Origin of the sequence: Streptomyces sp. 6-11-2 (assembly GCF_006540305.1) — a bacterium.
Lineage (GTDB): Bacteria > Actinomycetota > Actinomycetes > Streptomycetales > Streptomycetaceae > Streptomyces.
Window position 1 is genome coordinate 2303333 of record NZ_BJOR01000001.1, and the last position, 23764, is coordinate 2327096.

The window sequence follows — 23764 nt, forward strand, 5'->3', positions numbered from 1 at the left end:
CAAGGTGTGCACCTCGAAAATCGCTGTTGATTCGGTTTCGTTGCGTCAGGCCCCCGAGTCCGTGGACCGTACGGTGGGCCCCCGGAATCGTGGGCCCACACCTATGCAACTTACTCACCGTTTACTCGGTTCCCGATTCCGCCCAGGAACGAGGCAGGATTGTGACCATGTCCAACACTCCCATGGCAGCGAACCCGCTCACCCGGGCGGTACTCGAAATCGACGAGTACGCCTCCGGCCTCGGCTGGGACCAGCCCGCTCGCCTCTTCGCCCTCGTAGACACCGCGCAGCTGCGGTCCCAGGAACCCGCCCTCGCGGCCCAGCTCGGCCTGGAGGACGAGCAGGAGACCTCCGGTCTCACCCCGGTCGAGCAGGACGAGGTCCCGGCCGACCGGCCCCTCGACGAGTTCCTCGCCACCATCGCCTGGCCCGGGGCGGTGGCCGGCTGCGCGCTGACCGTGGAGCGCCTGATGCTGCCCCCGTCCGCCGAGGCGCAGGTCCCGCAGGGACTGGACGGGCCGAAGCTGGCGAAGTGGGTGGCCGGCCACCCCGAGCGCCAGGAGGTCCGCATGACGGTCGCGGTCCTGCGCGACGGCGCCCGGGAGTCGGCCCTCCGCCTGCGTGAGAAGGACTCCGCCACGGAGGTCCTCACCGGCGCCGACCTGGTGCCGGGGCTCGCCGAGGCCCTGGCCGCGACCTTCGAGGACTGAGTTCCGCCCGCCCTTCGGTACCCGTCCGGTACACGGCCGGGGCGCTGCCCGTCAGCCCTTGGCCGTGCACTTCGGCAGATCGGCGGTCCTGCCGCCGCGGATGTCCTTCAGTGCGGTGAGCGCGTCGCCGAGCGTGTGCACCTTGACGAGGGTGAGCCCCGAGGGGGTGTCCTTGGCGGCGGCCGCGCAGTTCTCGGCGGGGGTGAGGAAGAACCGGGCACCCTTGCTGCGCGCGCCGACGGTCTTCATCTCGATCCCGCCGATCGGGCCGACCTTGCCGTCGTCGTCTATCGTCCCGGTGCCGGCCACGAACTTCCCGCCGGTCAGGCTGCCCGGCGTGAGCTTGTCGTAGATCCCGAGCGCGAACATCAGGCCCGCGCTCGGGCCGCCGACGTCGGCGAGCTTGATGTCGATCGTGAACGGGAACGTGTGATCGGTCCCGGCGGAGATCCCGACGATGGCCCGCTTGGCCCCGGTGTCGGCGGACTGCGTGGTGGTGAGGGTGACGTCCTTGGTGACGGTCGCCGTCCGGTGCTGCTTCGCGGCGTCGGCCTGCTCCTTGGCCGGCACGATCGTGAAGACCACGTTCTGCCCGGGCTCGTGCTTGGTGACCAGCTTGGAGACGTCGGAGGGCTGCTTGACCGGCGTGCCGTCGACGGCCCTGATGACGTCGCCCGCGTGCAGCTTGCCCTGCGCCGGGGTGTCCTTGACGACCGTGGAGACGATCACCCAGGACTGCACCGGGATGCGGAGTTCCTTCAGGGCGGCGACCTTGGCACTCTCCTGGGAGAGGGTGAACTCCTCGGCGTTCTCCTGGGTCGACTGCTCCTCCGTCTTGCCGTCGGGGTAGAGCGTGTCGTGCGGGACGATCTTGCTGTCGTGGGCCAGCCAGCCGTAGACGGCCTCGACGAGGTTCATGCGGTAGTCGGCACTGGTGACCCGGACGGTGGTCATGTTGAGGTGGCCGTCCGCCGGGTAGGTCTTGCGGCCGGAGATCTGCAGCACCGGCTCGCCGCCGTGCTCGCCCAGGGTGTTGACCGTCGGCCCCGGTGACATCTCCGAGTAGGGCACGGGGAACAGGACTCCCGCGCACAGGAGCGCGATCAGCATCAGGGTGGAGGCGAGCATCGTCGCGGTGCGGCGTGGCATGACTCGACAGTACGGGACGGTTCTGTCAGCGCATCGTCAGGGCGGAACGCTCATGTACCGGAGTGGGACCTCTCCATGGCCTCACGGAAACGGGCGTAGCCGTCCAGCTCGGGACCGTCGCTGCGCGTCTTGCGGGTCCGGTTCGCCCAGCTCCCCCACAGTCCGGCGCCTATCGCGGCCATCAACGGAATCAGCAACCAGGCGAGCGCCGCCATGCCGGCCTCCCAACCCCAAAAGAGCGACAGCAACTGACTGATCAGCAGATTAACCATCCGCACTGACAACGCTCACGCCGGGGGTTCGGTTACGCAAGCGGAGCCGCGGCGACGGGCTCCGAGCGCTGGGCACGGGCGAGCCGAGCGCCGGCGGGCTAGGCGCCGACCCATTCCTCGGTACCGTCCGAGAACCTCTGGTGCTTCCAGATCGGCACCTCGTGCTTGAGGTCGTCGATCAGCTTCCGGCAGGCCTCGAAGGCCTCGCCCCGGTGCGGACACGACACCCCGACGACGACGGCGAGGTCCCCCACCTTCAGATCCCCCACACGGTGCACGGCCGCCAGCGCCCGGACCGGGTACCCGGCGGCGACCTTCTCGGCGACCCGGCGCATCTCCGCCTCCGCGCTGGGATGGCAGGAGTACCCGAGCGCGTCGACACCGGCGCCCCCGTCGTGGTTCCGCACGGTCCCCACGAACAGCGCGGTCCCTCCGGCGGCGTCGTCCCCGAGCGCCTCGAAGACCTCGTCCAGGGAGAGCGGGGTCTCCCTGACACCGATCAGCTTGATGGGGTCCTCGGCGGCGTACGCGCCGGGATGATCGTTGGTGGCTGCCATGTGTCCATCGTGCCGCACACGCGGAAGGCCGGGGAATAGCGCGATCACCCGGCACGCGCGCGTGCCGGTTCGGAGTCTCGTACAGGGGGTGCCTTGTAACAGCGGTGCCTTGTACAGGGGGTGCCTCGGACCCTCGTGCAGGGACCGCCTCGGACAGGGACGGCCGTGTCCGAAGTGCCCCGCGGCCCGCCCCTCAGCGCCGGCGTGCCTTCCGGGCCCGCCGCACCACCGCCGCCGCGCCCAGCAGGGCCACCGTCGCCCCGGCCGCCCCCGCCGCCGTCGCGTCCTTGCGGCCCAGGCGCCGTCCGGCGACCGTGTGCCGCCCGGACACCTCCTCCAGCAGCGCCTCGAGGACCTCCTCGTTGGTCCACCGCGGCCGCCACCCGGCGTCGTGCAGCCGGCTGCCGCTCACCACCCACGGGTACATGGTGTACGCCAGGTCCCCCGCCGGAGACGGCGTGAGCCCGATCCGGTGCAGCCGGGCCGCCGCCCCCAGCGCGACCGCCGACGGCAGCTCCATCCGGCGGATCCCGCTGAGCTCCTCGACCTCCTCCTGCTCCAGCCACCCGTCGCACCCGACGGCCAGCTCCCCGTCGACCTTCTCCAGCACGGCGTACTCCAGGGCGCTGCACAGGTCCTCCACGTGGCAGAACTGCCACGCGGGCCGCGACCCGGCCACGACCAGCAGGCGCGGCGACTCGAAGTACCTGGTCAGCGCGGTGTCCGTACCCCCGACCAGCACCGCGGGCCGGACCACGGAGACGTTCAGCCCGGGGTGCGCCCGCGGCGCGCGCCGCGCCAGCCGCTCGATCTCCAGCAGGTCTCCGACCCCGGTCGCCTCGGCGGTCGCCCGCAGCTCCGCGTCCTCCGACAGCGGCAGCTCGTTGTCCGGCAGCGCCCCGTAGACCATCGCGGAGGTGCACAGCACCACGCGGTGCACCCCGGCCGCGGCCGCCGCGGTCAGCACGGTCTGCGTCCCCCGTACGTTGTACGCCGTCCGGGCGGCCGCATCGGTCTCCAGGTCGAGGTCGAGCGCCAGGTGCACCACGACGTCCGCGCCACGCAGCTTCTCCGCGATCGCCGGATCCCGCACGTCGAGGATGTGCCACTGCGCCGCCGCGCACTCCCCGCGCCGCTCGTCGATGGCGATGACCTGTCTGACCGCGGCGGACTCGGCGAGCCGCTCGGTGAGCAGCGCGCCGACCCCGCGCGCGGCTCCGGTGACCGCGACGACGGGCCCGCGCACGGCGGGAGTGCTCTCGTGGTTTCGCGCTGCGCGAACCTGTGGATCTGGGGAACTCACCGGGCGTCTCCAGCGGTTGTCTTCACATACGGGCGCGAATGACGCGTACGTACCAGGTGGCATCCATCCTGCCGCAGGCGTTCTGTCGGCGAAGCACCGAGGCCCGAACCGCTCGCGGTGTCTACGCTGGGTGGTGTTGTCGGGCAGCCGCGCCGCCGGAGAGAACCGGTGGCCTTACCAGCCGAGGAACCCCGTGAGTGACACCCCATTCGGATTCGGCCTTCCGCCGGAGGAGCCGGACGACGGCGACGAGGGCAAGAAGAAGGACCAGCAGAGCGGCGGTGAGCAGGGACCGGCCAACCCGTTCGGCTTCGGACTGCCCGGAGCCGGAGGCTTTGGCGGGCCCGGCGCCGACAATCCGCTCGCAGCCATGTTCGGTTCGCTGAACCCCACCGACCTGGGCGCGGCGTTCCAGCAGCTCGGCCAGATGCTCTCCTACGAGGGCGGGCCGGTGAACTGGGACATGGCCAAGCAGATCGCCCGCCAGACGGTCTCCCAGGGCACCTCCGACGGCACCAAGGACGCCAGTGTCGGCCCGGCCGAGCGCACCGCGGTCCAGGACGCCGTCCGGCTCGCCGACCTGTGGCTGGACGACGTGACGTCCCTTCCGTCGGGCGCCGGCTCCGCGGTGGCGTGGTCCCGCGCGGAATGGGTCGAGGCCACCCTGCCGGCGTGGCAGGAGCTCGTCGACCCGGTCGCCGAGCGGGTCGGCACCGCCATGGGCGACGTGCTGCCGGAGGAGATGCAGGCCATGGCCGGCCCGCTGATCGGCATGATGCGCTCCATGGGCGGCGCCATGTTCGGCACGCAGATCGGCCAGGCCGTCGGCGTGCTGGCCGGCGAGGTCGTCGGCTCGACCGACATCGGTCTGCCGCTCGGCCCGGCCGGCAAGGCCGCGCTGCTGCCGGTGAACATCGAGGCGTTCGGCAAGGACCTGGGCGTGCCCAAGGAGGAGGTGCGGCTGTACCTCGCCCTGCGCGAGGCCGCCCACCAGCGCCTGTTCTCGCACGTGCCGTGGCTGCGCTCGCACCTGTTCGGCGCGGTCGACGGGTACGCGCGCGGGATCAAGGTCGACACCGCCAAGCTGGAGGACGTGGTCGGCCAGTTCGACCCGCAGAACCCCGAGCAGTTGCAGGACGCCCTCCAGCAGGGCATGTTCCAGCCGGAGGACACCCCGGAGCAGAAGGCCGCCCTGGCCCGCCTGGAGACCGCTCTGGCCCTCGTCGAGGGCTGGGTGGACGCCGTGGTGCACGCCGCGGCCAAGCCGCGCCTGACGTCCGCCGACGCGCTGCGCGAGACGCTGCGCCGCCGCCGCGCCTCGGGCGGCCCGGCCGAGCAGACGTTCGCCACGCTGATCGGCCTGGAGCTGCGCCCGCGCCGGCTGCGGGACGCCTCCCGTCTGTGGGCCTCGCTCACCGACGCGCGCGGGGTCGAGGGCCGCGACGGCCTGTGGGCGCACCCGGACATGCTGCCCACCGCCGCCGACCTGGACGACCCGGACGGCTTCGTGCACCGCGAGCAGATGGACTTCTCCGAGCTGGACAGGATGCTCGGCGAGGCGGCGGGCGGTTCCGCGCCGAAGCCGGACCTGCACAAGAAGGCCGAGAGCGACAACGGCGACAACAGCGACAAGGACAACAAGGGCGACGGCGCCGAGTGAGCCTCCATGACGACGCGGTCCTCGTCCTGCGGGAGTACGGGGACCAGGAGGATCTGCGCCCGCTCTACCTGGAGCACCTGCGGACGCGTCCGGACGGCATGTGGAAGGCCTGCGCGGACGGGCACATCACGGCGAGCGCCCTGGTGATCGACCCGGAGCGCGGTCGGGTGCTGCTGACCCTCCACAGGAAGCTGCGCATGTGGCTCCAGATGGGCGGCCACTGCGAGCCGGAGGACGTCACGCTGGCGGACGCCGCGCTGCGCGAGGCGACCGAGGAGTCGGGCATCGAGGGGCTGGCCCTGCTGCCCGGCGGCCCCGTACGCCTCGACCGCCACCACACGCCATGCGCCTGGCATCTCGACGTCCAGTACGCCGCGCTCGCGCCCAGCGGGGCGGTGGCGGCCATCAGCGACGAATCCCTGGACCTGCGCTGGTTCGCCTACGACGACGTACCGGATGTGGCGGACAAGTCGGTCGTCCGCCTGCTGGAGGCGACGCGCGCCAGGCTCTGACCCTGCTCCGACGGTGCGCGGGGCGGCCACCACGGTGGTCGCCCCTGCCCGTGGCCTCGGCTCAGCCCCAGACGTTCCCCTGGTTGTGTCCCCGCGCCCCCTGCTGCCCCATGCCGAACTGTGCGGCGAGGCCCTGCCCGATCACCGCGTTCTGCGGCGGCAGCAGCTCGCTGGGCTGGACGAGCGCGTAGCCGCTGCCCATGAAGCTGAGCTCCCAGCCCTCGCCGGTGTTGCCGCGGCGCCGCCACACGCCGGAGGAGTGCGTCTGGGCCTGCATCTGTACGCGCAGTCCGGTGGACCAGGCGACGATCGCGTCGGCGTCGCAGTTGACGTACTTGTCCGGCGTCACCTGCATCAGCAGCGGCGCGCCGGAGGTCATCAGGGCGACCCTGCCGTGGCCTGTGATGTTCAGCTGGTACTTCCCCGAGCCGGAGATGCCGTACATGCTGTCGACGGCCACGGCCTCGTGGTACAGCGAGGAGTCCATCGCCAGCACATAGCTGCTGTCGACGGTCAGGCCGTCCTGTTCGACGTCCATGATGTGCACGTACTGGGCGAGGTTGGCGAGGTAGACCGTGCCCTGTCCGTGGCAGCGCATCAGGTCCAGGCCCTCGCCGTTGTACGCGCGCGTGCGTGCCTGGCTGCCGGTCTGGTACTCGGCGTCGAACTCGATCATGCCCTGGTAGGCGACCATCGTGCCCTTGCGGGCGAGGATGTCGTCGTGGCCCTCCAGGGTGACGCGCAGCATCTGCTTGTTCTGCAGGCTCCAGCGCTCCTGCGTCTGGGCGTCGTTGAAGGCGAAAAGCGGGCTCTGCATGGTCTCCTGTCTCCCCTTCAGCCGCGCATCCGCAGGCGGTCGGTACTGTCCTCGCTGGGCTGTACGACGACGATGCCCTGACCGGAGAAGGCCATCTGGTAGGCCTCTCCGCTGCCCCGGCCGATCAGGGACTGCGCCCTGAAACTGCGCTTGCCCTTGACCTTCAGGTTCGGCGACCAGGCGACGAGCGCGTCCGGGTCGACGTAGGTCTCGTTCTCGCCCTCGCCGCAGTCGACGACGATCGGCTCGCCGCGGGAGGTCAGCGCCACCCAGCCCTGTCCGGAGATCCTGGTGTTCCACAGGCCCTGCCCGGCGAACTTCGCCAACCCCTTGACCCGCTCGACGCCCCAGGTCAGGCCGGCGTCGAAGGCCAGCAGGTTGGTGGCGTTGACGGAGATCGCGTCACCGCCGAGGTTGATGACGACGACGTTGGCTCCGTAGTCGGCGAGGTAGAGCAGTCCGTCGCCGGTGCACTTCATCAGCGGGGCGCCCTCGCCGGTGACCCAGTCGCGCGCGATCTGGCGCACGGCCGACGGGCTGGGCTCGTACTGGATGAAGCCTTCGTAGGCGACCATCGACCCCACGCGCGCGAAGAGGTCGTTCCCGGTCTGCATGGCGACCTTCAGCATGTGGCTGCCGTGGTTCTCCATGCGGGCGGTGACGGGTGCGGGGGCGTAACCCGCGAGCGGCTGGTTCATGACGGGCTCCCTCAGACCTCGTAGGGCTGGACGACGACGAAGTTGCCGGGGGCGGCGCGGAACTGGAGGTTGACGCCCTCTCCGGTGTCGCCCGGGTAGGCGTTGCGGCGCATCCGCACCTGGCTGGAGACGATCGCCTGGGCCGCGGCCGACCAGGCGACCACGGCGTTGGAGTCGACGAACGTCGTCGGCGTCACGGGCAGGACGACCGGTGTGCCGTGCGTCTTGACGACGATCGTGCCGGTGCCCTGGAACTGCATCGTGAACAGGGCGCCGCCGGGGATGCCGTGTCCCTCGACGCGGCGGACCTCGTACTCCAGGCTCTCGTCGAAGGCGAGCACGTTCTCGGCGGAGACGCAGATCGCGTCACCCTGGAGCTCGACGGGATGCAGGTGGGTGGAGTTCTCGGCGAAGAACACCTGGCCCTGGCCGGTGCAGCGCATCAGCTGCATCTCCTGGCCCGTGACGTTGCCCGTGATCCGGCCCGCGAAGCCGGCGCCCTTGTAGGTGAAGTCGACCTTGCCCTGGTAGAGCACCATGCTGCCCTGCCGGGCCAGCACGGGTCGGCCCCCCTCCGTCCCGAGGTCGGCGCGGATCAGCTTGCTGTTCTGCAGGGTCCAGCGCCGGCCGGTGGGCGCCTCCTTGTACAGGTTCAGCGCGGCGGACACCCCGGCGGCCTGGGGAGCGGCCTGCGGCGCCGCGTACGGCGCGGACTGGCCGGGGACCTGGCCGAACGGCGGCTGGTGACCGTAGCCGGGAGGCGGGGGCGGCGCCTGGTACTGGGCGGGCGGCGGGGGCGGGGTCCGACCGTGCGCCTGGCCGTACGGCGGCTGCCCGTAGGGCGCGGGCGCCGGGGCGGGCGGCGGGACCGGGCCGCCGGGCGGAGTCAGGGGGGCGATGATGGTCGGCGCCGCGTGCACCGAGGGCGCGGGGCCCGGCGCCGGGGGCGGGGGCGGCGGGGTGGCTCCCGGGGGCGGTGTGAAGCCGTGCGCGGCGGGTGGCGGCGCGGGGGCGGCCGGGAGTGGAGCGGGGGCGGCGGGCGCGGGAGCGGCAGGGGCCGGTGCGGCCGGCCCGGAGGGAACGGCGAATTCCGGGGGCGCGGTGGCCTGGGCCGGCGGGGCGAAGCCCGGAGCGGCACCGGGCTGCGCGTCTTGGCCCGCGGCGGGGTCCTCCTCCTCTTCCAGGACCTCGCCGCCGAAGTTCTTCAGCAGCGCCTCGAGGCCCCCGTCGAAGCCCTGGCCGACAGCCGCGAACCGCCACACGTCCTTGAGGTAGAAGTCGCCCAGCATCACGGCCCGTTCGGTGGAGAACTCCGAGCCGTCGAACGCGTACCGGGCCACCTCCTCCCCGCCCGCCACGATGCGCAGGTACCCGGAGTCGATCTGCGACATCTGCCCGGCACCGTCGACGGCGGCCGTGAACGACAGCTTCCGGATGTGCGACGGAATCTTCTCCAGCGTGACCCGGAAGGACTCCGTGTCGCCTGCCTGAGCACCCAGCAGCTGGATGGCCTCCTCGGGGGACTTCGGCTGGTTGAAGAAGACGAAGTACCGGTCGTCCGAGAGGCGTTCGTCGGCGTCCAGCCCGAAGCAGCTGATGTCGACGGTCAGTCCGGGTGCCGAGATCTGCACGCCAACGTACAGATCCGTCCCCGCGGTCAGGTCACTGATCCTGGCCTTGTGGCCGCGCTGGAATTCCCTGGGCATGCGTAACGACCGTCCCCCGTCCCGAGTGCGAGTGCGTCGCGCCAGGCTAACGGCAAACTCCGACACCGGACGAAGTCGGTACAGACCCGGTACACAAACACAGTCCGGCGGTACCGGACGTCCCCGGCAGCCCGGTCACTCGTCGCGCGTTCCCGGCGGATGCGGCAGCCGCGCGGCCGCGGCCACCCCCTCCAGGTAGCCCCGGGCCCGCTCGGTGCGCGGGTACGCCTCCAGCAGCCGCCAGAAGTCGGGGCCGTGTCCGGGGACGAGCAGATGGGCCAGCTCGTGGAGCAGTACGTAGTCGACGACGTACTCGGGCATCCCCTGAAGACGGTGGGAGAGACGGATGCTGCCCTCCGCCGGGGTGCACGAGCCCCAGCGCGTGTTCTGGTTGGTGACCCAGCGGACCGAGGCGGGCCGGGCACGGCCGTCGAAGTACTGGGCGGACAGCCGCTCGGCGCGTTCGGCCAGCTCCGTGTCGCCGAGCGTCCGCCGGCTCTCCTGGGCGGCCAGCTTGTCGAGCATGACGGTCACCCAGCGCCGCTCCTCCGCCTCGGACATGCGGGCGGGGATGAGCACGACGGTGCGACCGCCCTCGCGGTACGCGGAGACCGTCCGGCGGCGCCGGGCGCTCCTGCGGACCTCGATCTCGCTCGCCGCCGCGCCCTCCGGGGGCCGGCTCGTCTTGCCTCGCTGTGGCGTTCCGGCACGGTTCAGTGGGTCGGCGGACACGCCCCGACGTTACCGGGTGCGAGGACGAGAAGTCCCGGGAGCGGAACGGTTCCGTGCGGATCCTCCACCGAGGGTCCGATTCGTACGACGAGTACCCACCGCCTGTGGACAACTTCCGGCACCCGCTGTCCGGGCCGGGCATGCTGGCCGTCGTGACAGTCGTCGGTGGCGACTCGGACCGGCTCACCCCGGCGTATGAGGACGTTTTCGATGCCTTCCCTTCGCTTCCTTCGCTTCGTTCGCTCTCTTCGCTTCGCTCTCTTCGTTCGTTTCCGATGCTTCTCCTTCTTCGGGCTACGGGGGCTCACATGCATCCGATGGTGAAACCCGCGCTCCGGCGCGGCTGGCGTGATCTCGGCACCGTGCAGTTCGGGATGACTCCCGCGCACGCGATGACACTGGGCCCGCTGGACACCGCGACGGGCAGTTTTCTGGACCTGCTCAACGGCACGCGCGGACTGCCGCTGCTGCGGGAGGAGGCGCGCCGCATGGATCTGCCCGACGGCCATGCCGACCGTCTGGTGGAGCGGCTGGCCCGGGCCGGGCTCCTGGACGACGCCCGGGGCGGCGGCGCGGCCGCCGACACGCTGCGGGAGCGGAAGGAGGCCATGGACCGGCTGGGGCCCGATCTCGCCTCCCTCTCCCTGATCACCCGCGAACCGGGCGAGGCGATGGAACGCCTCGCCGCCCGACGTGAGGCGCGCGTGCAGGTCAAAGGCGCGGGCCGGGTGGGCGCCGTCCTGGCCGCACTGCTGTCCGGGGCGGGGGTCGGCGAGGTCGACGTGCGGGACGGCGGCTGTGTGGAGCCGGGGGACGTCGCCCCGGGCGGGCTGTCCGCCGAGGCCGTCGGCGAACGCCGGGACACCGCGGCGCGGCGGGCCGCGCGAGCGGCGGCCCCGGACCGTCCGGCCCGCCGCACCCCCCGGACGCGGCCCGAGCGGGAGGAGCGGGGATTCACCCTGGTGGTCCTCGCCCCGCGGGACGACATCGCCGTGCACGCGCCCGACCCGTCCGCGGCCGCCGCCCTGATCGAGTCCGGCACCCCTCATCTGTACGCCGGGGTGGTGGAGGGCACGGGCGTCGTGGGCCCGCTCGTCCTGCCCGGCGGGACAGGCTGCGCCGGCTGCCTGCACCGGGACCGCACGGACCGGGACGGGACGTGGCCGCGTCTGGTGGCGCAGTGGCGCTCGGGCGGACCACGTCACGTTCGTCCGTGTGATCTGTCTCTCGCCGCGACCGTGGCCGCCCTGTCGGCCGCGCACGCACTCGCCTTCCTGGACGGGGAGTCGCCCTCCAGCACGGGCGCCCGCTGGGAGGTTTCACTGCCCGGCCTGAACTGGCGCGCGCGACCGGTGTGGCCGCATCCGTCCTGTCCGTGCGGCGCGGCCGGGAAAACCGAGAGGGAGCGGGCCTCAAAGAACGGGGAGCCACGCGCGACAATGGCTGAGCAACGGCCGTCATCGACGCCCTGCCGTCGGGCAGACGCGGCGCGGCTTGCTGGGACTTGGAGGGCGCATGTCTGATCTTCCCCGGAAGGCGGTCACCCGGACCGCCAAGCTCGCCGCGCTCCCGCTCGGTTTCGCCGGGAGAGCGACCTGGGGACTCGGCAAACGGATCGTGGGCGAGTCAGCCGATCTCGTCGGCCGTGAGCTGCAGCAACGCACGGCCGACCAGTTGTTCAAGGTGCTCGGCGAGCTCAAGGGCGGGGCGATGAAGTTCGGGCAGGCGCTGTCCGTCTTCGAGTCGGCGCTCCCCGAGGAGGTCGCCGGCCCCTACCGGGTCGCGCTGACCAAGCTCCAGGAGGCGGCGCCCCCGATGCCGACGCGCACGGTGCACTCCGTACTGGAGGAGCGGCTCGGCGCGCACTGGCGCGAGCTGTTCGAGGAGTTCGAGGACAAGCCGTCCGCGGCAGCCTCGATCGGGCAGGTGCACCGGGCGGTGTGGCACGACGGCCGCGAGGTCGCGGTCAAGGTGCAGTACCCCGGCGCCGGTGAGGCCCTCGTATCCGACCTGACCCAGTTGAGCCGGTTCGCCCGCCTGCTGGGGCCGCTGGTCCCCGGCGTGGACATCAAGCCCCTGATCGCCGAGCTCAAGGACCGCGTCTCCGAGGAGCTGGACTACGGACTGGAGGCGCAGGCCCAGCAGGCGCACGCCGAGGAGTTCGCCGACGACCCGGACGTCGTCGTCCCGGCGGTCGTCCACCAGCGCGAGCAGGTCCTGGTCACCGAGTGGATGGACGGCGTTCCGCTGTCCGAGGTGATCGCGGACGGCACCCCGGCCCAGCGTGACCGGGCCGGCCAGCTGCTGGCCCGTTTCTTGTTCTCCGGCCCGGCCCGCACCGGCCTGCTGCACGCCGACCCGCACCCCGGCAACTTCCGTCTTCTGCCCGGCGGACCGGACGGCGAGGACGACTGGCGCCTGGGCGTCCTGGACTTCGGCACCGTCGACCGCCTTCCGGGCGGCCTGCCGACGCCCATCGGCTCAGCCCTGCGCATGGCGCTCGACGGGGAGGCGGAAGCGGTCTACGAGATGCTCTCCGCCGAGGGCTTCGTGAAGGAGTCCATCGAGCTGGACCCGGACGCCGTCCTCGGCTACCTCCTGCCGATCATCCAACCGGCCCAGGTGGAGGAGTTCACCTTCACCCGCGGCTGGATGCGCAGCCAGGCGGCCCGGATCGCCGATCCCCGCTCCCCCGCCTACCAACTGGGCAAGCAGCTCAATCTGCCCCCGTCGTACCTGCTCATCCACCGGGTCACGCTCAGTACCATCGGCGTGCTGTGCCAGCTGGGGGCCACGGTGCGGCTGCGGGAGGAGCTGGAGGAGTGGCTGCCGGGTTTCGCCGCCCGTCCGGAGGGCGAGGAGCCGGACGACGAGCAGTCGGCCGTCGAGGCGTGAGCGTGCGGGGGGACTACCACCAGGCGGAGTCCAGGCGCCCCTCGATCGAGCGGAGGTTCTCGCGGGAGCAGGCGTCGCAGAAGTAGCGCCGGGCGCCGTTCTCCACCGAGCAGGTCCACGTGGGCGGCAGGCCCTCGGCCGGGGTGCCGCAGCGCGCGCACACCAGGGCGGGACGCTCCACGCGTTCGCCGTCACGGTCCGTGCCGTCACGGTCCGTGCCGTGGTGCGCCGTGCCCGCGCTCGCGTGGTTCGTGCCTCCGGGAAGACTCGTCACCCCGTGACCATACCGCCGGGCCGCTGATCGGCGGGAACAACGCACCGCGGGGGCCGGTCCGTTCGAACGGACCGGCCCCCGCGGGGAGAGTTCCGGCCTCCCGGACCGGGAGGCCACCGCCAAGCGGTGTGGAACGGCGTTGTCGGTCAGTGCATCACTGCCATGGCGAGCGCGCGGCGGGCGCGCAGCGAGGCGCGCTCGGCGCGGCGCTGCATCCGGCGGGCGGCCGCCAGACGTACGGCCTGGCGTTCCCTCTCCGCCTCGTGCAGCCGCTCGTGCATATGCGCACGAGCCAGCGCTTCTGGGATGAGTTGCATCTCTCGGTTCCTGTTCTGACGCGATTCGTTCGCGCCGGTGGTGGTGACGTCTTCGGTCGCGGAGCCTGCGGGCTCGCTGGCGGACGGCTTCATCGGGGCCTGCTTCTGGGGGTCGTGCGTGAGGGGGCGGTCGATCGTTCCTGCGGTGTTCATGCTGTGACCGGGTTCTTGCGCGGGCGGCCACGCGGCCGCTTCCGGGCCACGACGACACCTTGGACGAACAGCTCGCCGCCCCAGACACCCCAGGGCTCGCGCCGCTCCTTGGCGCCGGCGAGGCAGGCCTCGATCAGCGGGCAGGTGCGGCAGAGGGACTTGGCGTACTCCACGTCCGCCGGCGACTCGGCGAAGAAGACCTCCGGGTCGTAGGAGCGGCACGGGACGGGCACGCCGAGGTTCTCGATGGCGTCGTCGAGCGCGGTGAGCGCGGTGAGCGGGGTCAAGGCGGGGTCCTCCGTGAGACCAGGCTTGGGGATCGTGTCGGAAGGCGGTACGGACGGGACGTGCGCTTCGAGTTGCACGGTTCGTCTTCCTCGTCTGTTCGGGTCGGCCGGTCGGCCGGGTGTCGGCTGGCTACCGGGTTCTTGTCTTGCCCCGAGGCCCCTTCGCTCCGCTGTCCCCGTTCGGGGAAAACAGAAGGGCCGCGGATCCCGGATGGGGTTCCGCGGCCCTGAAGGCGCCGGCCTGATCGGCGATCAGGCTGGATCACTCCAGGGTTCTGGCCCACGGAAGGCCCACGTCAGGTGGTGCTGCTTCGTCTGCTCCCGGTTACCGGCACCGGCCGCCTGAACGGCATAGGCCTGTGCCTTTGCCGCTACTGCTTCCAGTGCCTCGGTCGGTCGCTCGTCACGCTCACGGACGGGAAGACCCGCGAGGGACATAAAGGACTCCGGACGCGCGGCAGCGATGCCGGACAGACCGGTGCCCTGGTTGAAGGCGCCGAGCATGCACAGGGAGACGACCGAGCGATCGGTCATTTTGGCGGTGCTGATGGAGCTGGTCTTGATAGTGATCACTGGGCTCGCCTCCTCTCGGCGTCTGGGGGACTGGGGTGAGCCAGTCCGTACGGATATGCAAGTAGAGCACGGAATCAGGGCCTCAGGAAGGCCACCGTTCCCGTGACCAAGAACCTATGGGGACGGACGGCGGGTGCGCAAACTATTTTTTCGACGAGTTCCCATCAGTCCTCGGTCAGTCCTCGGTCGCTTCTCCCGCGGGCTCCCGGCCTGCGCAGATGGCGAGAACATCCGATCCGTACCGGCGGAGCTTGCGCATCCCCACTCCGGGGATGCGGGCCAGTTCACGCTCGTCGTCCGGGACGGTCTCGGCGATCGCCATCAAGGTCTTGTCGGTGAAGACGCAGAAGGCGGGCTGTCCGCTGCGCCCCGCCTGGCCCGCCCGCCACTCGCGCAGCCGCTCGTACAGGCCCTCGTCCATGTCGGAGGGGCAGCCCTCGCAGCGCATCAGCTTCATCTCGCCGGCGTCGGCGAGCGTGCGGCCGCAGACCCGGCACCGGGCCGGGGTGCGCTGTGTGCGCCGCGGGGCGGGCGCTCCCCGCGTCCCCACGTCCGCGGTGAAGCCGCGCTCGATGCCCCCGGAGCCGCCGGGCGCGGTACGGCCCGCCGTACCGGCAGAGCCGGGGCGCAGCCCGTCGAGGAAGCGGCTCGGGCGGCGGCTGGGACGGCCGCCGGGCGAGCGGGACAGCGACCAGGAGACGTGCAGCCGCTCGCGCGCGCGGGTGACGCCCACGTAGAGGAGCCGGCGCTCCTCCTCGATCTGTTCGTCGGTTCTGGCGTAGGTGATGGGGATCATGCCCTCGGCGACGCCGACCAGGAAGACGACGTCCCACTCCAGGCCCTTGGCCGAGTGCAGGGAGGCGAGGGTGACGCCCTGGACCGTCGGGGCGTGCTGGGCGTTCGCCCGCTCGTCGAGTTCCGCCACGAGGTCGCCGAGCGTCGCGCCCTGCCGGACGGCGGCGAAGTCCTGTGCGAGGTTCACCAGGGCGGCCAGCGACTCCCAGCGTTCCCTGACCGCGCCGGAGCCGGCCGGCGGCTGCGGGGTCCAGCCCTCCCCCGACAGCACGGCACGCACCTGTGAGGGCAGGTCGACGGCGTCGTCGAGGAGGGAGTCGTTGCCGCCGAAGCGTGCGGCGGCCCGCAGGGCGACGCCGGCCTTGCGCACCTCGGGCCGGTCGAAGAAGCGCTCCGCGCCGCGCAGCTGATAGGGCACGCCGACGTCGGCGAGGGCCTGCTCGTAGGTCTCGGACTGGGCGTTCGTCCGGAACAGGACGGCGATCTCGCTCGCCGGGACGCCGGAAGCGATGAGGTCGTGGATGCGGTGGGCGGCCCCCTCGGCCTCGGCGGGCTCGTCGGTGTACTCCGTGTAGGCGGGCTCGGGGCCGGGGGCGCGCTGGGAGACCAGTTCCAGCCGGTGGTCGGCGGCCCGGCCCCGGGCCTGGGCGAGCAGTCCGTTGGCGAGGTGGACGACCTGCGGGGTGGAGCGGTAGTCGCGGACCAGCTTGACGACGGTGGCGCCGGGATGACGGGTGCGGAAGTCGAGCAGGTGGTCGGGGGTCGCTCCGGTGAAGGAGTAGATCGTCTGGCTGGCGTCGCCGACGACGCACAGGCTGTCGCGGTCACCCAGCCACAGCTCCAGCAGGCGCTGCTGGAGCGGGGAGACGTCCTGGTACTCGTCCACCACGAAGTGCTGGTACTGGGCGCGGACCTGTTCGGCGACGTCGGCCCGGTCCTGGAGGACGGCGACGGTCAGCAGCAGGACGTCCTCGAAGTCGATGACCGAGCGGGCCCGCTTGAGGTCCTCGTACACCGAGTACAGCTGGGCGATCTCGGCCGGGTCGCGGGGGGCGGTGCGGCCGTCCTTCGCGGCCGCGAGGGCGTAGTCGGCAGGGACGGTCTGGGTGACCTTGGACCACTCGATCTCGGCGGTGACGTCCCGCAGCTCGCCCCGGTCCAGGCGGATGCGGCAGGCGGCGGCCGCGTCCGCGACGAGCTGGATCTTGCGATCGACGAGCCGGGGCATGGCGCCACCGATCGCTTTCGGCCAGAAGTACTGCAACTGCCGCAGGGCGGCGGAGTGGAAGGTGCGGGCCTGCACGCCGTGCGCGCCGAGCTGGCGCAGCCGGCCCCGCATCTCCCCCGCGGCACGATTGGTGAAGGTGACGGCCAGCACGCTGGAGGGCTGGAGGACACCCGCGCGCACTCCATAGGCGATGCGGTGGGTGATCGCCCGGGTCTTGCCCGTGCCGGCGCCGGCCAGGACGCACACCGGCCCGTGCAAGGACGTGGCCACCTCGCGCTGCTCGGGGTCCAGCCCGTCGAGCACCGCGTCGGCGGAGTCCGGGACCCGAGGGAAGAGCGGGGAGTGCGTTGCTGCTGTCACACAGCCATGCTGCCAGGTCGCCGTGGGAGCCATGAGCCGGTTGTCCACAGGCAGCCCCTGCGGTCGTACTAATGCCGCGCGCTGACGCGGCGCCGCGCGTCCTCGTGCCGCGCGTCACGCCCTGCCGCATACCCCCGGTGGGAATGCCGGAGCGATGGCGTACGTTCCTTCCCTGCGACGAATACGTCCCCGAGCCGCCGAAGGAGCGCGAGAGACATGCCGGGCACTGTGACGATGTACAGCACCACGTGGTGCGGCTACTGCCGCCGGCTGAAGAGCCAGATGGACCGCGAGGGCATCGCGTACACCGAGATCAACATCGAGCAGGACCCGGAGTCCGCGGACTTCGTCGAGAAGGCCAATGGCGGAAACCAGACGGTTCCCACCGTGCTCTTCCCGGACGGTTCGACCCTGACGAACCCGTCGCTGGCCCAGGTCAAGGAGAAGGTCGGCGCCTGATCACGGCGCGCCGCACCGCAGACGCCGAAGGCGGCCTCCCCGGCATCCCGGGAAGGCCGCCTTCTCGTCGTCCAAGGGGCCTCAGACGGCGCTCCTCGTCGGCAGCGGCTTGCCGTACCAGAGCTCGATGAGCCGGGCCGCGATGGAGATGCCGTAGGGCGGCAGGACCTCGCCGGACTCGAAGGCCGCGCGCAGTTCCTCGCGGGAGAACCAGCGCGCCTCGTGGATCTCGTCGCCGTCGACGGCGATCTCGGTCGAGAGGGCGTGCGCCATGAAGCCCAGCATGAGGCTGGAGGGGAACGGCCAGGGCTGACTGGCGACGTACTCGACCTCGCCGACGGTGACGCCCACCTCCTCGTGGACCTCGCGGCGCACCGACTGCTCGATGGACTCCCCGGGCTCGACGAAGCCGGCGAGCGTGGAGAAGCGGCCCTCGGGCCAGTGCACCTGGCGGCCGAGCAGGATGCGGTCCTCCTCGTCGGTGACCGCCATGATCACGGCGGGGTCGGTGCGCGGGTAGTGCTCGGCGCCGCAGGCCGGGCAGCGGCGGATGTGTCCGGCCGCGGCGATCACGGTGCGCTCGCCGCAGCGGGAGCAGAAGCGGTGCAGCCGCTGCCAGTTCTCCAGGGCCACCGCGTGCGCCATCAGGCCGGCGTCCCGGGGTGACAGCAGCAGGCCGGCCTCGCGCAGGCCGGCCGGGCGGGCGGACTGGTCCATGCGGCCGGGCAGGGAGTCCTTCTGGAGGGCGAAGTAGCTGACGCCCTCCGCGTCCGTGCCGAGGAAGTAGCGGTGCGCCTCGGTGAGGGGCGCCTCGAAGGAGGGCGTCGTGACCAGTTCGGTCCGGCCGTCGGGTGTCTCGTCGATCAGGGCCTGACCGCCGGAGACCACGAAGCAGCGCGTCGAGGGGTGGCTCCACGCCGCGGCGAGCCAGGCCTCGTCGAGCCGGTGGTGGGCGGCCCGGTCGATGCCGCTGGGCGCGGTGAGCGAGATGGGTCGGTCGGCGGTGTGGTCGGTCCAGGTGGTCACGGGTGCTTCCAACTCCCCCGGTGCAACGGTTGTTTCGGCGGCGGTTCAGCGGGACGTGCGGCAGGAGGCGTCTGCGTCCGGCGGGGCCGGGGGGCACGGGACGGCCTTACCAGTGTGCGCCCGGCACGACACCGCCCGGGCCGCTGGGCGCCCGTCAGGGCGCATCGTGCCAGTGCTCCGCGAGGTCGCCCCACAGGTACGCGCTGGTCTCGACGCCCTTGAGCAGGAGGTCGAGCTCGACCTTCTCGTTCGGCGCGTGCCAGCCGTCGGAGGGGACGGAGATGCCCAGGAAGAGGACGGGCGCGCCGAGTACCTCCTGGAGGTCGGCGGCCGGGCCCGAGCCGCCCTCGCGCGTGAAGCGGACGGGAGCCTCGAAGGCGCGGCCCATGGCACGGACCACGGACTGCAGGGCCGGGTGGTCCAGCGGCGTCAGGCACGGGCGCGTGGCCGCGCCGAACACGATCTCGTGCCGTATCCCCGCGGGCACCTGCTCGGCGGCCCAGGCGCGGACGGCCTTCTCGATGTGGTCGGGGTCCTGGCCGGCGACCAGGCGGAACGACAGCTTGACCATCGCCGTGGAGGGGATGATCGTCTTGCTGCCGGGGCCCTGGTAGCCGCCGCCGATGCCGTTGACCTCGGCGGTGGGGCGGGCCCAGATGCGCTCCAGGGTGGTGTACCCGGCCTCGCCGTGGGTGGCGTACGACTTGGCGGTGCGCACCCACTGCTCCTCGGCGAACGGCAGCTCGGCGAAGAGCCGGCGCTCCCGGTCGGTGAGTTCCACGATGCCGTCGTAGAAGCCGGGGACGGCCACGCGCGCGTGCTCGTCGTGCAGGGCGGCGACCAGGCGGGCGGCGGCGGTCGCCGGGTTGGGCACCGCGCCGCCGAAGGAGCCGGAGTGGATGTCCTGGTCGGGTCCGTACAGCCGGATCTCGCACTCGGCCAGGCCGCGCATTCCGGTGCACACCGTGGGGGTGTCCGCGGACCACATACCGGTGTCGGAGACGATCACCGCGTCGGCGGCCAGGCGCTCCGCGTGCTCTTCGACGAGCGCCCGGAAGTGCGGGGAGCCGGACTCCTCCTCGCCCTCGATCAGCAGCTTCAGGTTGACGGCCGGGGCGGTGCGGCCGGTCGCGGCGAGGTGGGCGCGGACGCCGAGTGTGTGGAAGAACACCTGGCCCTTGTCGTCGGCCGCCCCGCGCGCGTAGAGGCGGCCTTCGCGAACGACGGGCTCGAAGGGCTCGCTGTCCCAGCCGTCCTCGCGAGCGGCGGGCTGGACGTCGTGGTGGCCGTAGACGAGGACCGTGGGGGCCTCGGGGTCGTCGGAACGCCACTCGGCGAAAACGGCGGGGGCACCCGGGGTGGGCCAGACCTCGGTGGTGGTGAAACCGGTCTGCCGGAGTTTGCCGGCGAGCCAGTCGGCGCTGCGCCGTACATCGGGCGCGTGGTCGGGCTGGGCCGACACGGACGGGATGCGCAGCCATTCGGCGAGGTCGTCGAGGAAGGCGGTGCGGTGCTGCTCGATGTACGTACGGACGGCGCTGTCCGGGGTCTGGCTCATGGCTCCGAGCCTATCGGCCCGCGGTGGCTTCCCGTTCGGGCGGTTCGTCACACTGCGGCTCGGCGTGCGGCTCCCCCGTCAGCAGCCGTTCCAGCTCGGCGCGGCCCGGGAGGTCGTCGTGCCGCACCACCTCGCCGGTGCGCACGTAGACGAACGCGGCCGTGACACGGTCCAGGGGGATGCCCCGCTGTTCGGCCCAGCCCAGCCGGTACACGGCGAGCTGGAGCGGGTCCGCCGTGCGGGAGCGGAGCGTCTTCCAGTCCACGATCTCGTACGTCGCCCGCTCGCCGTCACCCTCCTTGTAGACGGCGTCGATACGGCCCCGGACGACACGGCCGGCGAGAGCGAGCTGGAAGGGCGCTTCGACGCGATGGGGCGTGCGGTGGGCGTACGGGGTCCGTTCGAAGGCCTCCTTGAGGGCTTCGAGGTCGCGTTCGTCGGCGATCTCGGCGTCGCCGCCGGGCAGTTCGCCGGGCTCCAGCATGGGCAGCGTCAGCTCTTCGAAGCGGGATTCCACCCAGGCGTGGAAGCGGGTGCCACGGCGGGCGGCCGGTTGCGGGGGGCGCGGCATGGGGCGCGCGAGTTCCCGCGCGAACCCGTCGGGGTCGGCGGCCAGGTGCAGCAGCTGCGACGCGGTCAGGGTCGTCGGCAGGGGTACGTCGGTGACGGTCTGCCGGGCGCGCCGTAGTTCACCGCTCAGCGCTTCGAGGTCGCGGTCCCAGGAGGCGACCATGCGGGCCTCCTCCGGGGTGAGGGGGCTGGATCCGGGTGCACGGTCCGGGGCACGGTCCGGGTCGGGGTGCGCGGTGTGCCGGCGTGCGGGCGGGGGCGCGGTGCGGCGGTCGGGTGGGGGCGCCTGGTGCGGGACGGTCGGGCGTTCGCCGCTCCAGGAGTCCCAGTCGTCGGTGTCCTCCTCGAAGGAGTTGTCGTCGCCGAAGGAGGTGTCGTCTTCGAAGGGGGCGTCCTCACCGAAGGGGTCCTCCTCGCCGAAGGGCGGCGCGTCGTCGTACGGAGGCACCTCGTCGTGCAGAGGTACGTCGTCGCGTAGAGGCACTTCGTGGAGTGGAGGTGCGTCGTCCTGCGGCGCCGCGGGCCAGTCGGGGTCGTCGTGGGACGTGGGGTCGTGCGTGGCCTCCGGGTGGCCGTTCGCACCGGCGGCGAGGTCCTCCAGGTGGGCGAGGACGATCGCGGCGGCCTCACGGCGGCGGGCCAGGGCGGCCTCGTCCAGCGGCAGGGGCCACACCTGGTCGGCCGTGGCCCGGTGCAGGGCCGGGTTCTCCTCGTCCTCCCCGGGCTCGTCCGCCCAGGCCTCGATCTCGCCGTGACCGGCGGCGCAGTGGTCGTACAGGGCCTGAAGGAACGCGGACGGGCCGCGTGGCCGCTTCTGGCTCGGGCCCCACCAGTGGCCGGAGCCGAGGAGCAGGGAGCGGGGGCGGGTGAAGGTGACGTAGCCGAGGCGCAGCTCCTCGGTGTGCTGGTGGTCCTTCAGGGCCTCGTGGAAGGCCTTCATGCCGCGCGCGTCCCAGCCGTCGATGTCGGGGAGGGTGTCGGCGTCGCCGCGCAGGGCGTGCGGCAGCACCTTGCCCTGGCTGGTCCACTTCTCCCGGCCCTGCCCGCTGGGAAAGGTGCCGGTGACCAGGCCGGGGACGGCGACGACGTCCCACTCCAGGCCCTTGGACCTGTGCGCGGTGAGCACCTTGACGGTGTTCTCGCCACCGGGCAGCGCGTTGTCGAGGCCCTTCTCGTACTGGGCGGCGGTGCGCAGGAAGCCGAGGAAGGCCAGCAGGCTCGCCTCGCTCTCGTTCACGGCGAAGGATGCGGCGATGTCCAGGAAGTTCGCCAGGGTCTCGCGGCGGCGGGCGGCCAGGGCGTGCGGGGAGGCCGACAGTTCCACCTCCAGACCCGTGACGGCCAGGACGCGGTGCAGGACGTCCATCAGCGGGTCGGACAGTGAACGCCGCAGGTCGCGCAGTTCGGCGGCGAGCCGGGCGAACCGCACGCGCGCGTCCGGGGAGAACGGCAGCCGGTCGTCGTCCCCGGCGCCGTCCAGGGGCGTTTCGAGGAAGGTGTCGAGAGCGTCCGCGAGCGAGATCACCTCGGCCGGGTCGACGCCCTCGACGGCCTCGGCGAGCCGGCTGTCGGGGTCGTCCACGCGCGCGTGGGCGACGAGCAGTCTCGCCCGGCGGCCCAGGAGCGCGAGGTCGCGCGGGCCGATGCGCCAGCGCGGGCCGGTGAGCAGCCGTACCAGCGCGGCGTTGGCGCCGGGGTCCTGAAGAACCTCGCAGACCGCGACGAGGTCGGCGACCTCGGGCAGGTGCAGCAGCCCGGACAGGCCGACCACCTCGACCGGGACGTCACGGGCGACCAGGGCACCCTGGATCTCGGCGAAGTCGCCCGCCGTACGGCACAGGACGGCGATCTCGCCGGGTGCGGTCCCGGTCCCCACGAGGTGGGCGATGGAGTCGGCGACCCAGTCGATCTCCTCGGCGTGGGTGGGCAGCAGCGCACAGCGCACCAGGCCGTCACGCTCCGCGCCGGGGGCCGGACGCAGTGCCTCCACGCCCGCGTGCATGGCGCGCAGGGGTTCCGCGAGGCCGTTGGCGAGGTCGAGGAGGCGGCCGCCGCTGCGACGGTTCTCGCTGAGGGCCTGGCGGGTGGCGGGGCGGCCGTCGGCGTGCGCGAAGTGCTCGGGGAAGTCGTCGAGGTTGGCGACGGAGGCGCCGCGCCAGCCGTAGATCGCCTGGCAGGGGTCGCCGACGGCGGTGACGGGGTGGCCGGTGCCGTCGCCGAAGAGACCGGCCAGCAGGATGCGCTGGGCCACGGAGGTGTCCTGGTACTCGTCGAGCAGGACCACCCGGAACTCCTCGCGCAGGACGCGGCCGACCTCCGGCAGGCGGGCGAGCCGTGCGGCCAGGGCGATCTGGTCGCCGAAGTCGAGCAGGTCGCGCTCGCGTTTGGCGGCCCGGTAGCGGAGCACCAGCTCGGCCAGTTCCCGGCGGGCGGCGGCCGTCTCCGGGACCTTGCGCAGGTCGGCGTTGGTGAGCTTGGTGCCTTCCAGGGTGCGCAGCAGCCCGGTGTCCCAGGCGCTCAGGTCCTCCGGGCGTACGAGGTGTTCGGCGAGCTCGGCGTCGAGGGCCAGGAGGTCGCTCACCAGGTCCGGGAAGGAGCGGGCCAGCGCCGGGTAGGGGCCGGGGGCCTCGCGCAGCACGCGCGCGGCGAGCTGGTAGCGGGTGGCGTCGGCGAGCAGGCGGGCGGTGGGTTCGAGCCCGATGCGCAGCCCGTGGTCCTTCAGCAGACGGCCGGCGAAGGCGTGGTAGGTGGAGATCAGCGGCTCGCCCGGCGGGTTGTCGGGGTCGATGGCCTCGGGGTCGGTGACGCCGGCCCTGATCAGGGCCTTGCGGACACGTTCGGCGAGTTCGCCGGCGGCCTTGTTGGTGAAGGTCAGCCCGAGGACCTGCTCGGGGGCGACCTGTCCGGTGCCGACCAGCCACACCACGCGGGCCGCCATCACGGTCGTCTTGCCGGAGCCGGCGCCGGCCACGATCACCTGCGGGGCGGGCGGCGCGATGATGCAGGCCGTCTGCTCCGGGGTGAACGGGATCCCGAGGAGCTCCTTGAGCTGCTCGGGATCGGTGATACGGGCGGGCACCTCACAGAGGCTAGCGGCGGGCACTGACAATCCGTGCCAGATGGCCGCCGGGGTCGAAAGACGTGCAGGTCAGC

Annotated in this window: 22 protein-coding genes; 6 read left to right on the top strand and 16 right to left on the bottom strand. The window is 72.3% G+C overall.

The features are described 5' to 3' along the window. The first annotated feature begins 167 nt into the window (after nt 1–167). Entirely contained in the window at nt 168–710 is a 543-nt protein-coding gene (locus tag TNCT6_RS09615) for a PPA1309 family protein (protein ID WP_141358568.1), read from the top strand. Nucleotides 711–761: 51 nt separating this feature from the next. On the opposite strand, the gene TNCT6_RS09620 is transcribed toward TNCT6_RS09615, so the two are convergent. The 4 genes from TNCT6_RS09620 to TNCT6_RS09630 all read right to left on the bottom strand — a co-directional run bounded on the left by TNCT6_RS09620 (nt 762) and on the right by TNCT6_RS09630 (nt 3991). Then, nucleotides 762–1859 (bottom strand): PDZ domain-containing protein, encoded by a 1098-nt coding sequence (locus TNCT6_RS09620; RefSeq protein ID WP_141358570.1) that lies wholly within the window; start codon nt 1857–1859, stop codon nt 762–764. A gap of 50 nt (nt 1860–1909) precedes the next feature. Further along, nucleotides 1910–2074: a hypothetical protein gene (locus tag TNCT6_RS39805; RefSeq protein WP_172632848.1), complete on the bottom strand. Its 165-nt coding sequence runs from the start codon at nt 2072–2074 to the stop codon at nt 1910–1912. Between the two features lie 155 nt (nt 2075–2229). Beyond that, the gene (locus TNCT6_RS09625; RefSeq protein WP_141358572.1) at nt 2230–2688 is read right to left on the bottom strand and encodes a molybdenum cofactor biosynthesis protein MoaE; all 459 of its coding nucleotides are present in this window, start codon (nt 2686–2688) and stop codon (nt 2230–2232) included. A 193-nt stretch (nt 2689–2881) separates the two neighbouring features. Then, nucleotides 2882–3991 carry an SDR family oxidoreductase gene (locus TNCT6_RS09630; RefSeq protein WP_141358574.1) on the bottom strand — a complete coding sequence of 370 codons (1110 nt, stop codon included), beginning with the start codon at nt 3989–3991 and terminating at the stop codon, nt 2882–2884. 193 nt (nt 3992–4184) lie between these two features. Here TNCT6_RS09630 and TNCT6_RS09635 point away from each other — a divergent pair, with 193 nt between their 5' ends. After that, the gene (locus tag TNCT6_RS09635) at nt 4185–5651 is read left to right on the top strand and encodes a zinc-dependent metalloprotease (protein WP_141358577.1); all 1467 of its coding nucleotides are present in this window, start codon (nt 4185–4187) and stop codon (nt 5649–5651) included. Continuing rightward, nucleotides 5648–6163, top strand: a complete 516-nt coding sequence (locus TNCT6_RS09640; RefSeq protein WP_141358579.1) for an NUDIX hydrolase — start codon at nt 5648–5650, stop codon at nt 6161–6163. Before TNCT6_RS09635 ends, TNCT6_RS09640 begins: the two co-directional genes overlap by 4 nt. A gap of 61 nt (nt 6164–6224) precedes the next feature. Here TNCT6_RS09640 and TNCT6_RS09645 read toward each other — a convergent pair whose 3' ends face one another. The 4 genes from TNCT6_RS09645 to TNCT6_RS09660 all read right to left on the bottom strand — a co-directional run bounded on the left by TNCT6_RS09645 (nt 6225) and on the right by TNCT6_RS09660 (nt 10116). Then, on the bottom strand, nt 6225–6980 hold the full coding sequence (locus TNCT6_RS09645) for an AIM24 family protein (protein ID WP_141358581.1): 756 nt from the start codon (nt 6978–6980) through the stop codon (nt 6225–6227). A gap of 17 nt (nt 6981–6997) precedes the next feature. Further along, a complete protein-coding gene (locus TNCT6_RS09650) occupies nt 6998–7678 on the bottom strand; it encodes an AIM24 family protein (protein ID WP_141358583.1) in 681 nt (226 codons plus the stop codon). An 11-nt stretch (nt 7679–7689) separates the two neighbouring features. Further along, the gene (locus TNCT6_RS09655; protein ID WP_141358585.1) at nt 7690–9384 is read right to left on the bottom strand and encodes a TerD family protein; all 1695 of its coding nucleotides are present in this window, start codon (nt 9382–9384) and stop codon (nt 7690–7692) included. A 135-nt stretch (nt 9385–9519) separates the two neighbouring features. After that, nucleotides 9520–10116 carry a M48 family metallopeptidase gene (locus TNCT6_RS09660; protein WP_141358587.1) on the bottom strand — a complete coding sequence of 199 codons (597 nt, stop codon included), beginning with the start codon at nt 10114–10116 and terminating at the stop codon, nt 9520–9522. 308 nt (nt 10117–10424) lie between these two features. Between TNCT6_RS09660 and TNCT6_RS09665 the strand changes: the two genes are divergently transcribed. Then, the gene (locus TNCT6_RS09665) at nt 10425–11639 is read left to right on the top strand and encodes a TOMM precursor leader peptide-binding protein (RefSeq protein WP_141358589.1); all 1215 of its coding nucleotides are present in this window, start codon (nt 10425–10427) and stop codon (nt 11637–11639) included. Next, nucleotides 11632–13011 carry an AarF/ABC1/UbiB kinase family protein gene (locus tag TNCT6_RS09670; RefSeq protein WP_141358591.1) on the top strand — a complete coding sequence of 460 codons (1380 nt, stop codon included), beginning with the start codon at nt 11632–11634 and terminating at the stop codon, nt 13009–13011. Before TNCT6_RS09665 ends, TNCT6_RS09670 begins: the two co-directional genes overlap by 8 nt. A gap of 13 nt (nt 13012–13024) precedes the next feature. Here the strand turns inward: TNCT6_RS09670 and TNCT6_RS09675 are convergent, their stop codons facing one another. The 5 genes from TNCT6_RS09675 to TNCT6_RS09695 all read right to left on the bottom strand — a co-directional run bounded on the left by TNCT6_RS09675 (nt 13025) and on the right by TNCT6_RS09695 (nt 16998). Continuing rightward, nucleotides 13025–13285 (bottom strand): hypothetical protein, encoded by a 261-nt coding sequence (locus TNCT6_RS09675; RefSeq protein ID WP_141358593.1) that lies wholly within the window; start codon nt 13283–13285, stop codon nt 13025–13027. A gap of 146 nt (nt 13286–13431) precedes the next feature. Continuing rightward, nucleotides 13432–13755 (bottom strand): hypothetical protein, encoded by a 324-nt coding sequence (locus TNCT6_RS09680; protein ID WP_141358595.1) that lies wholly within the window; start codon nt 13753–13755, stop codon nt 13432–13434. Then, on the bottom strand, nt 13752–14120 hold the full coding sequence (locus TNCT6_RS09685; RefSeq protein WP_141358597.1) for a WhiB family transcriptional regulator: 369 nt from the start codon (nt 14118–14120) through the stop codon (nt 13752–13754). Before TNCT6_RS09685 ends, TNCT6_RS09680 begins: the two co-directional genes overlap by 4 nt. 174 nt (nt 14121–14294) lie before the next feature. Further along, a complete protein-coding gene (locus TNCT6_RS09690; RefSeq protein ID WP_141358598.1) occupies nt 14295–14615 on the bottom strand; it encodes a hypothetical protein in 321 nt (106 codons plus the stop codon). Nucleotides 14616–14790: 175 nt separating this feature from the next. After that, on the bottom strand, nt 14791–16998 hold the full coding sequence (locus TNCT6_RS09695) for an ATP-dependent DNA helicase UvrD2 (protein ID WP_141358600.1): 2208 nt from the start codon (nt 16996–16998) through the stop codon (nt 14791–14793). Between the two features lie 216 nt (nt 16999–17214). Here TNCT6_RS09695 and TNCT6_RS09700 point away from each other — a divergent pair, with 216 nt between their 5' ends. Beyond that, complete coding sequence (locus TNCT6_RS09700) at nt 17215–17457, top strand: mycoredoxin (RefSeq protein ID WP_141358602.1); 243 nt, start codon at nt 17215–17217, stop codon at nt 17455–17457. An 81-nt stretch (nt 17458–17538) separates the two neighbouring features. Here the strand turns inward: TNCT6_RS09700 and nudC are convergent, their stop codons facing one another. From nudC to TNCT6_RS09715, 3 genes are all read right to left on the bottom strand, one after another. Continuing rightward, entirely contained in the window at nt 17539–18483 is a 945-nt protein-coding gene (nudC, locus tag TNCT6_RS09705; RefSeq protein WP_172632849.1) for an NAD(+) diphosphatase, read from the bottom strand. Between the two features lie 154 nt (nt 18484–18637). After that, entirely contained in the window at nt 18638–20041 is a 1404-nt protein-coding gene (locus tag TNCT6_RS09710) for a dipeptidase (protein ID WP_141358604.1), read from the bottom strand. 10 nt (nt 20042–20051) lie between these two features. Next, complete coding sequence (locus TNCT6_RS09715) at nt 20052–23690, bottom strand: ATP-dependent DNA helicase (protein ID WP_141358606.1); 3639 nt, start codon at nt 23688–23690, stop codon at nt 20052–20054. Nucleotides 23691–23764 lie beyond the last annotated feature (74 nt).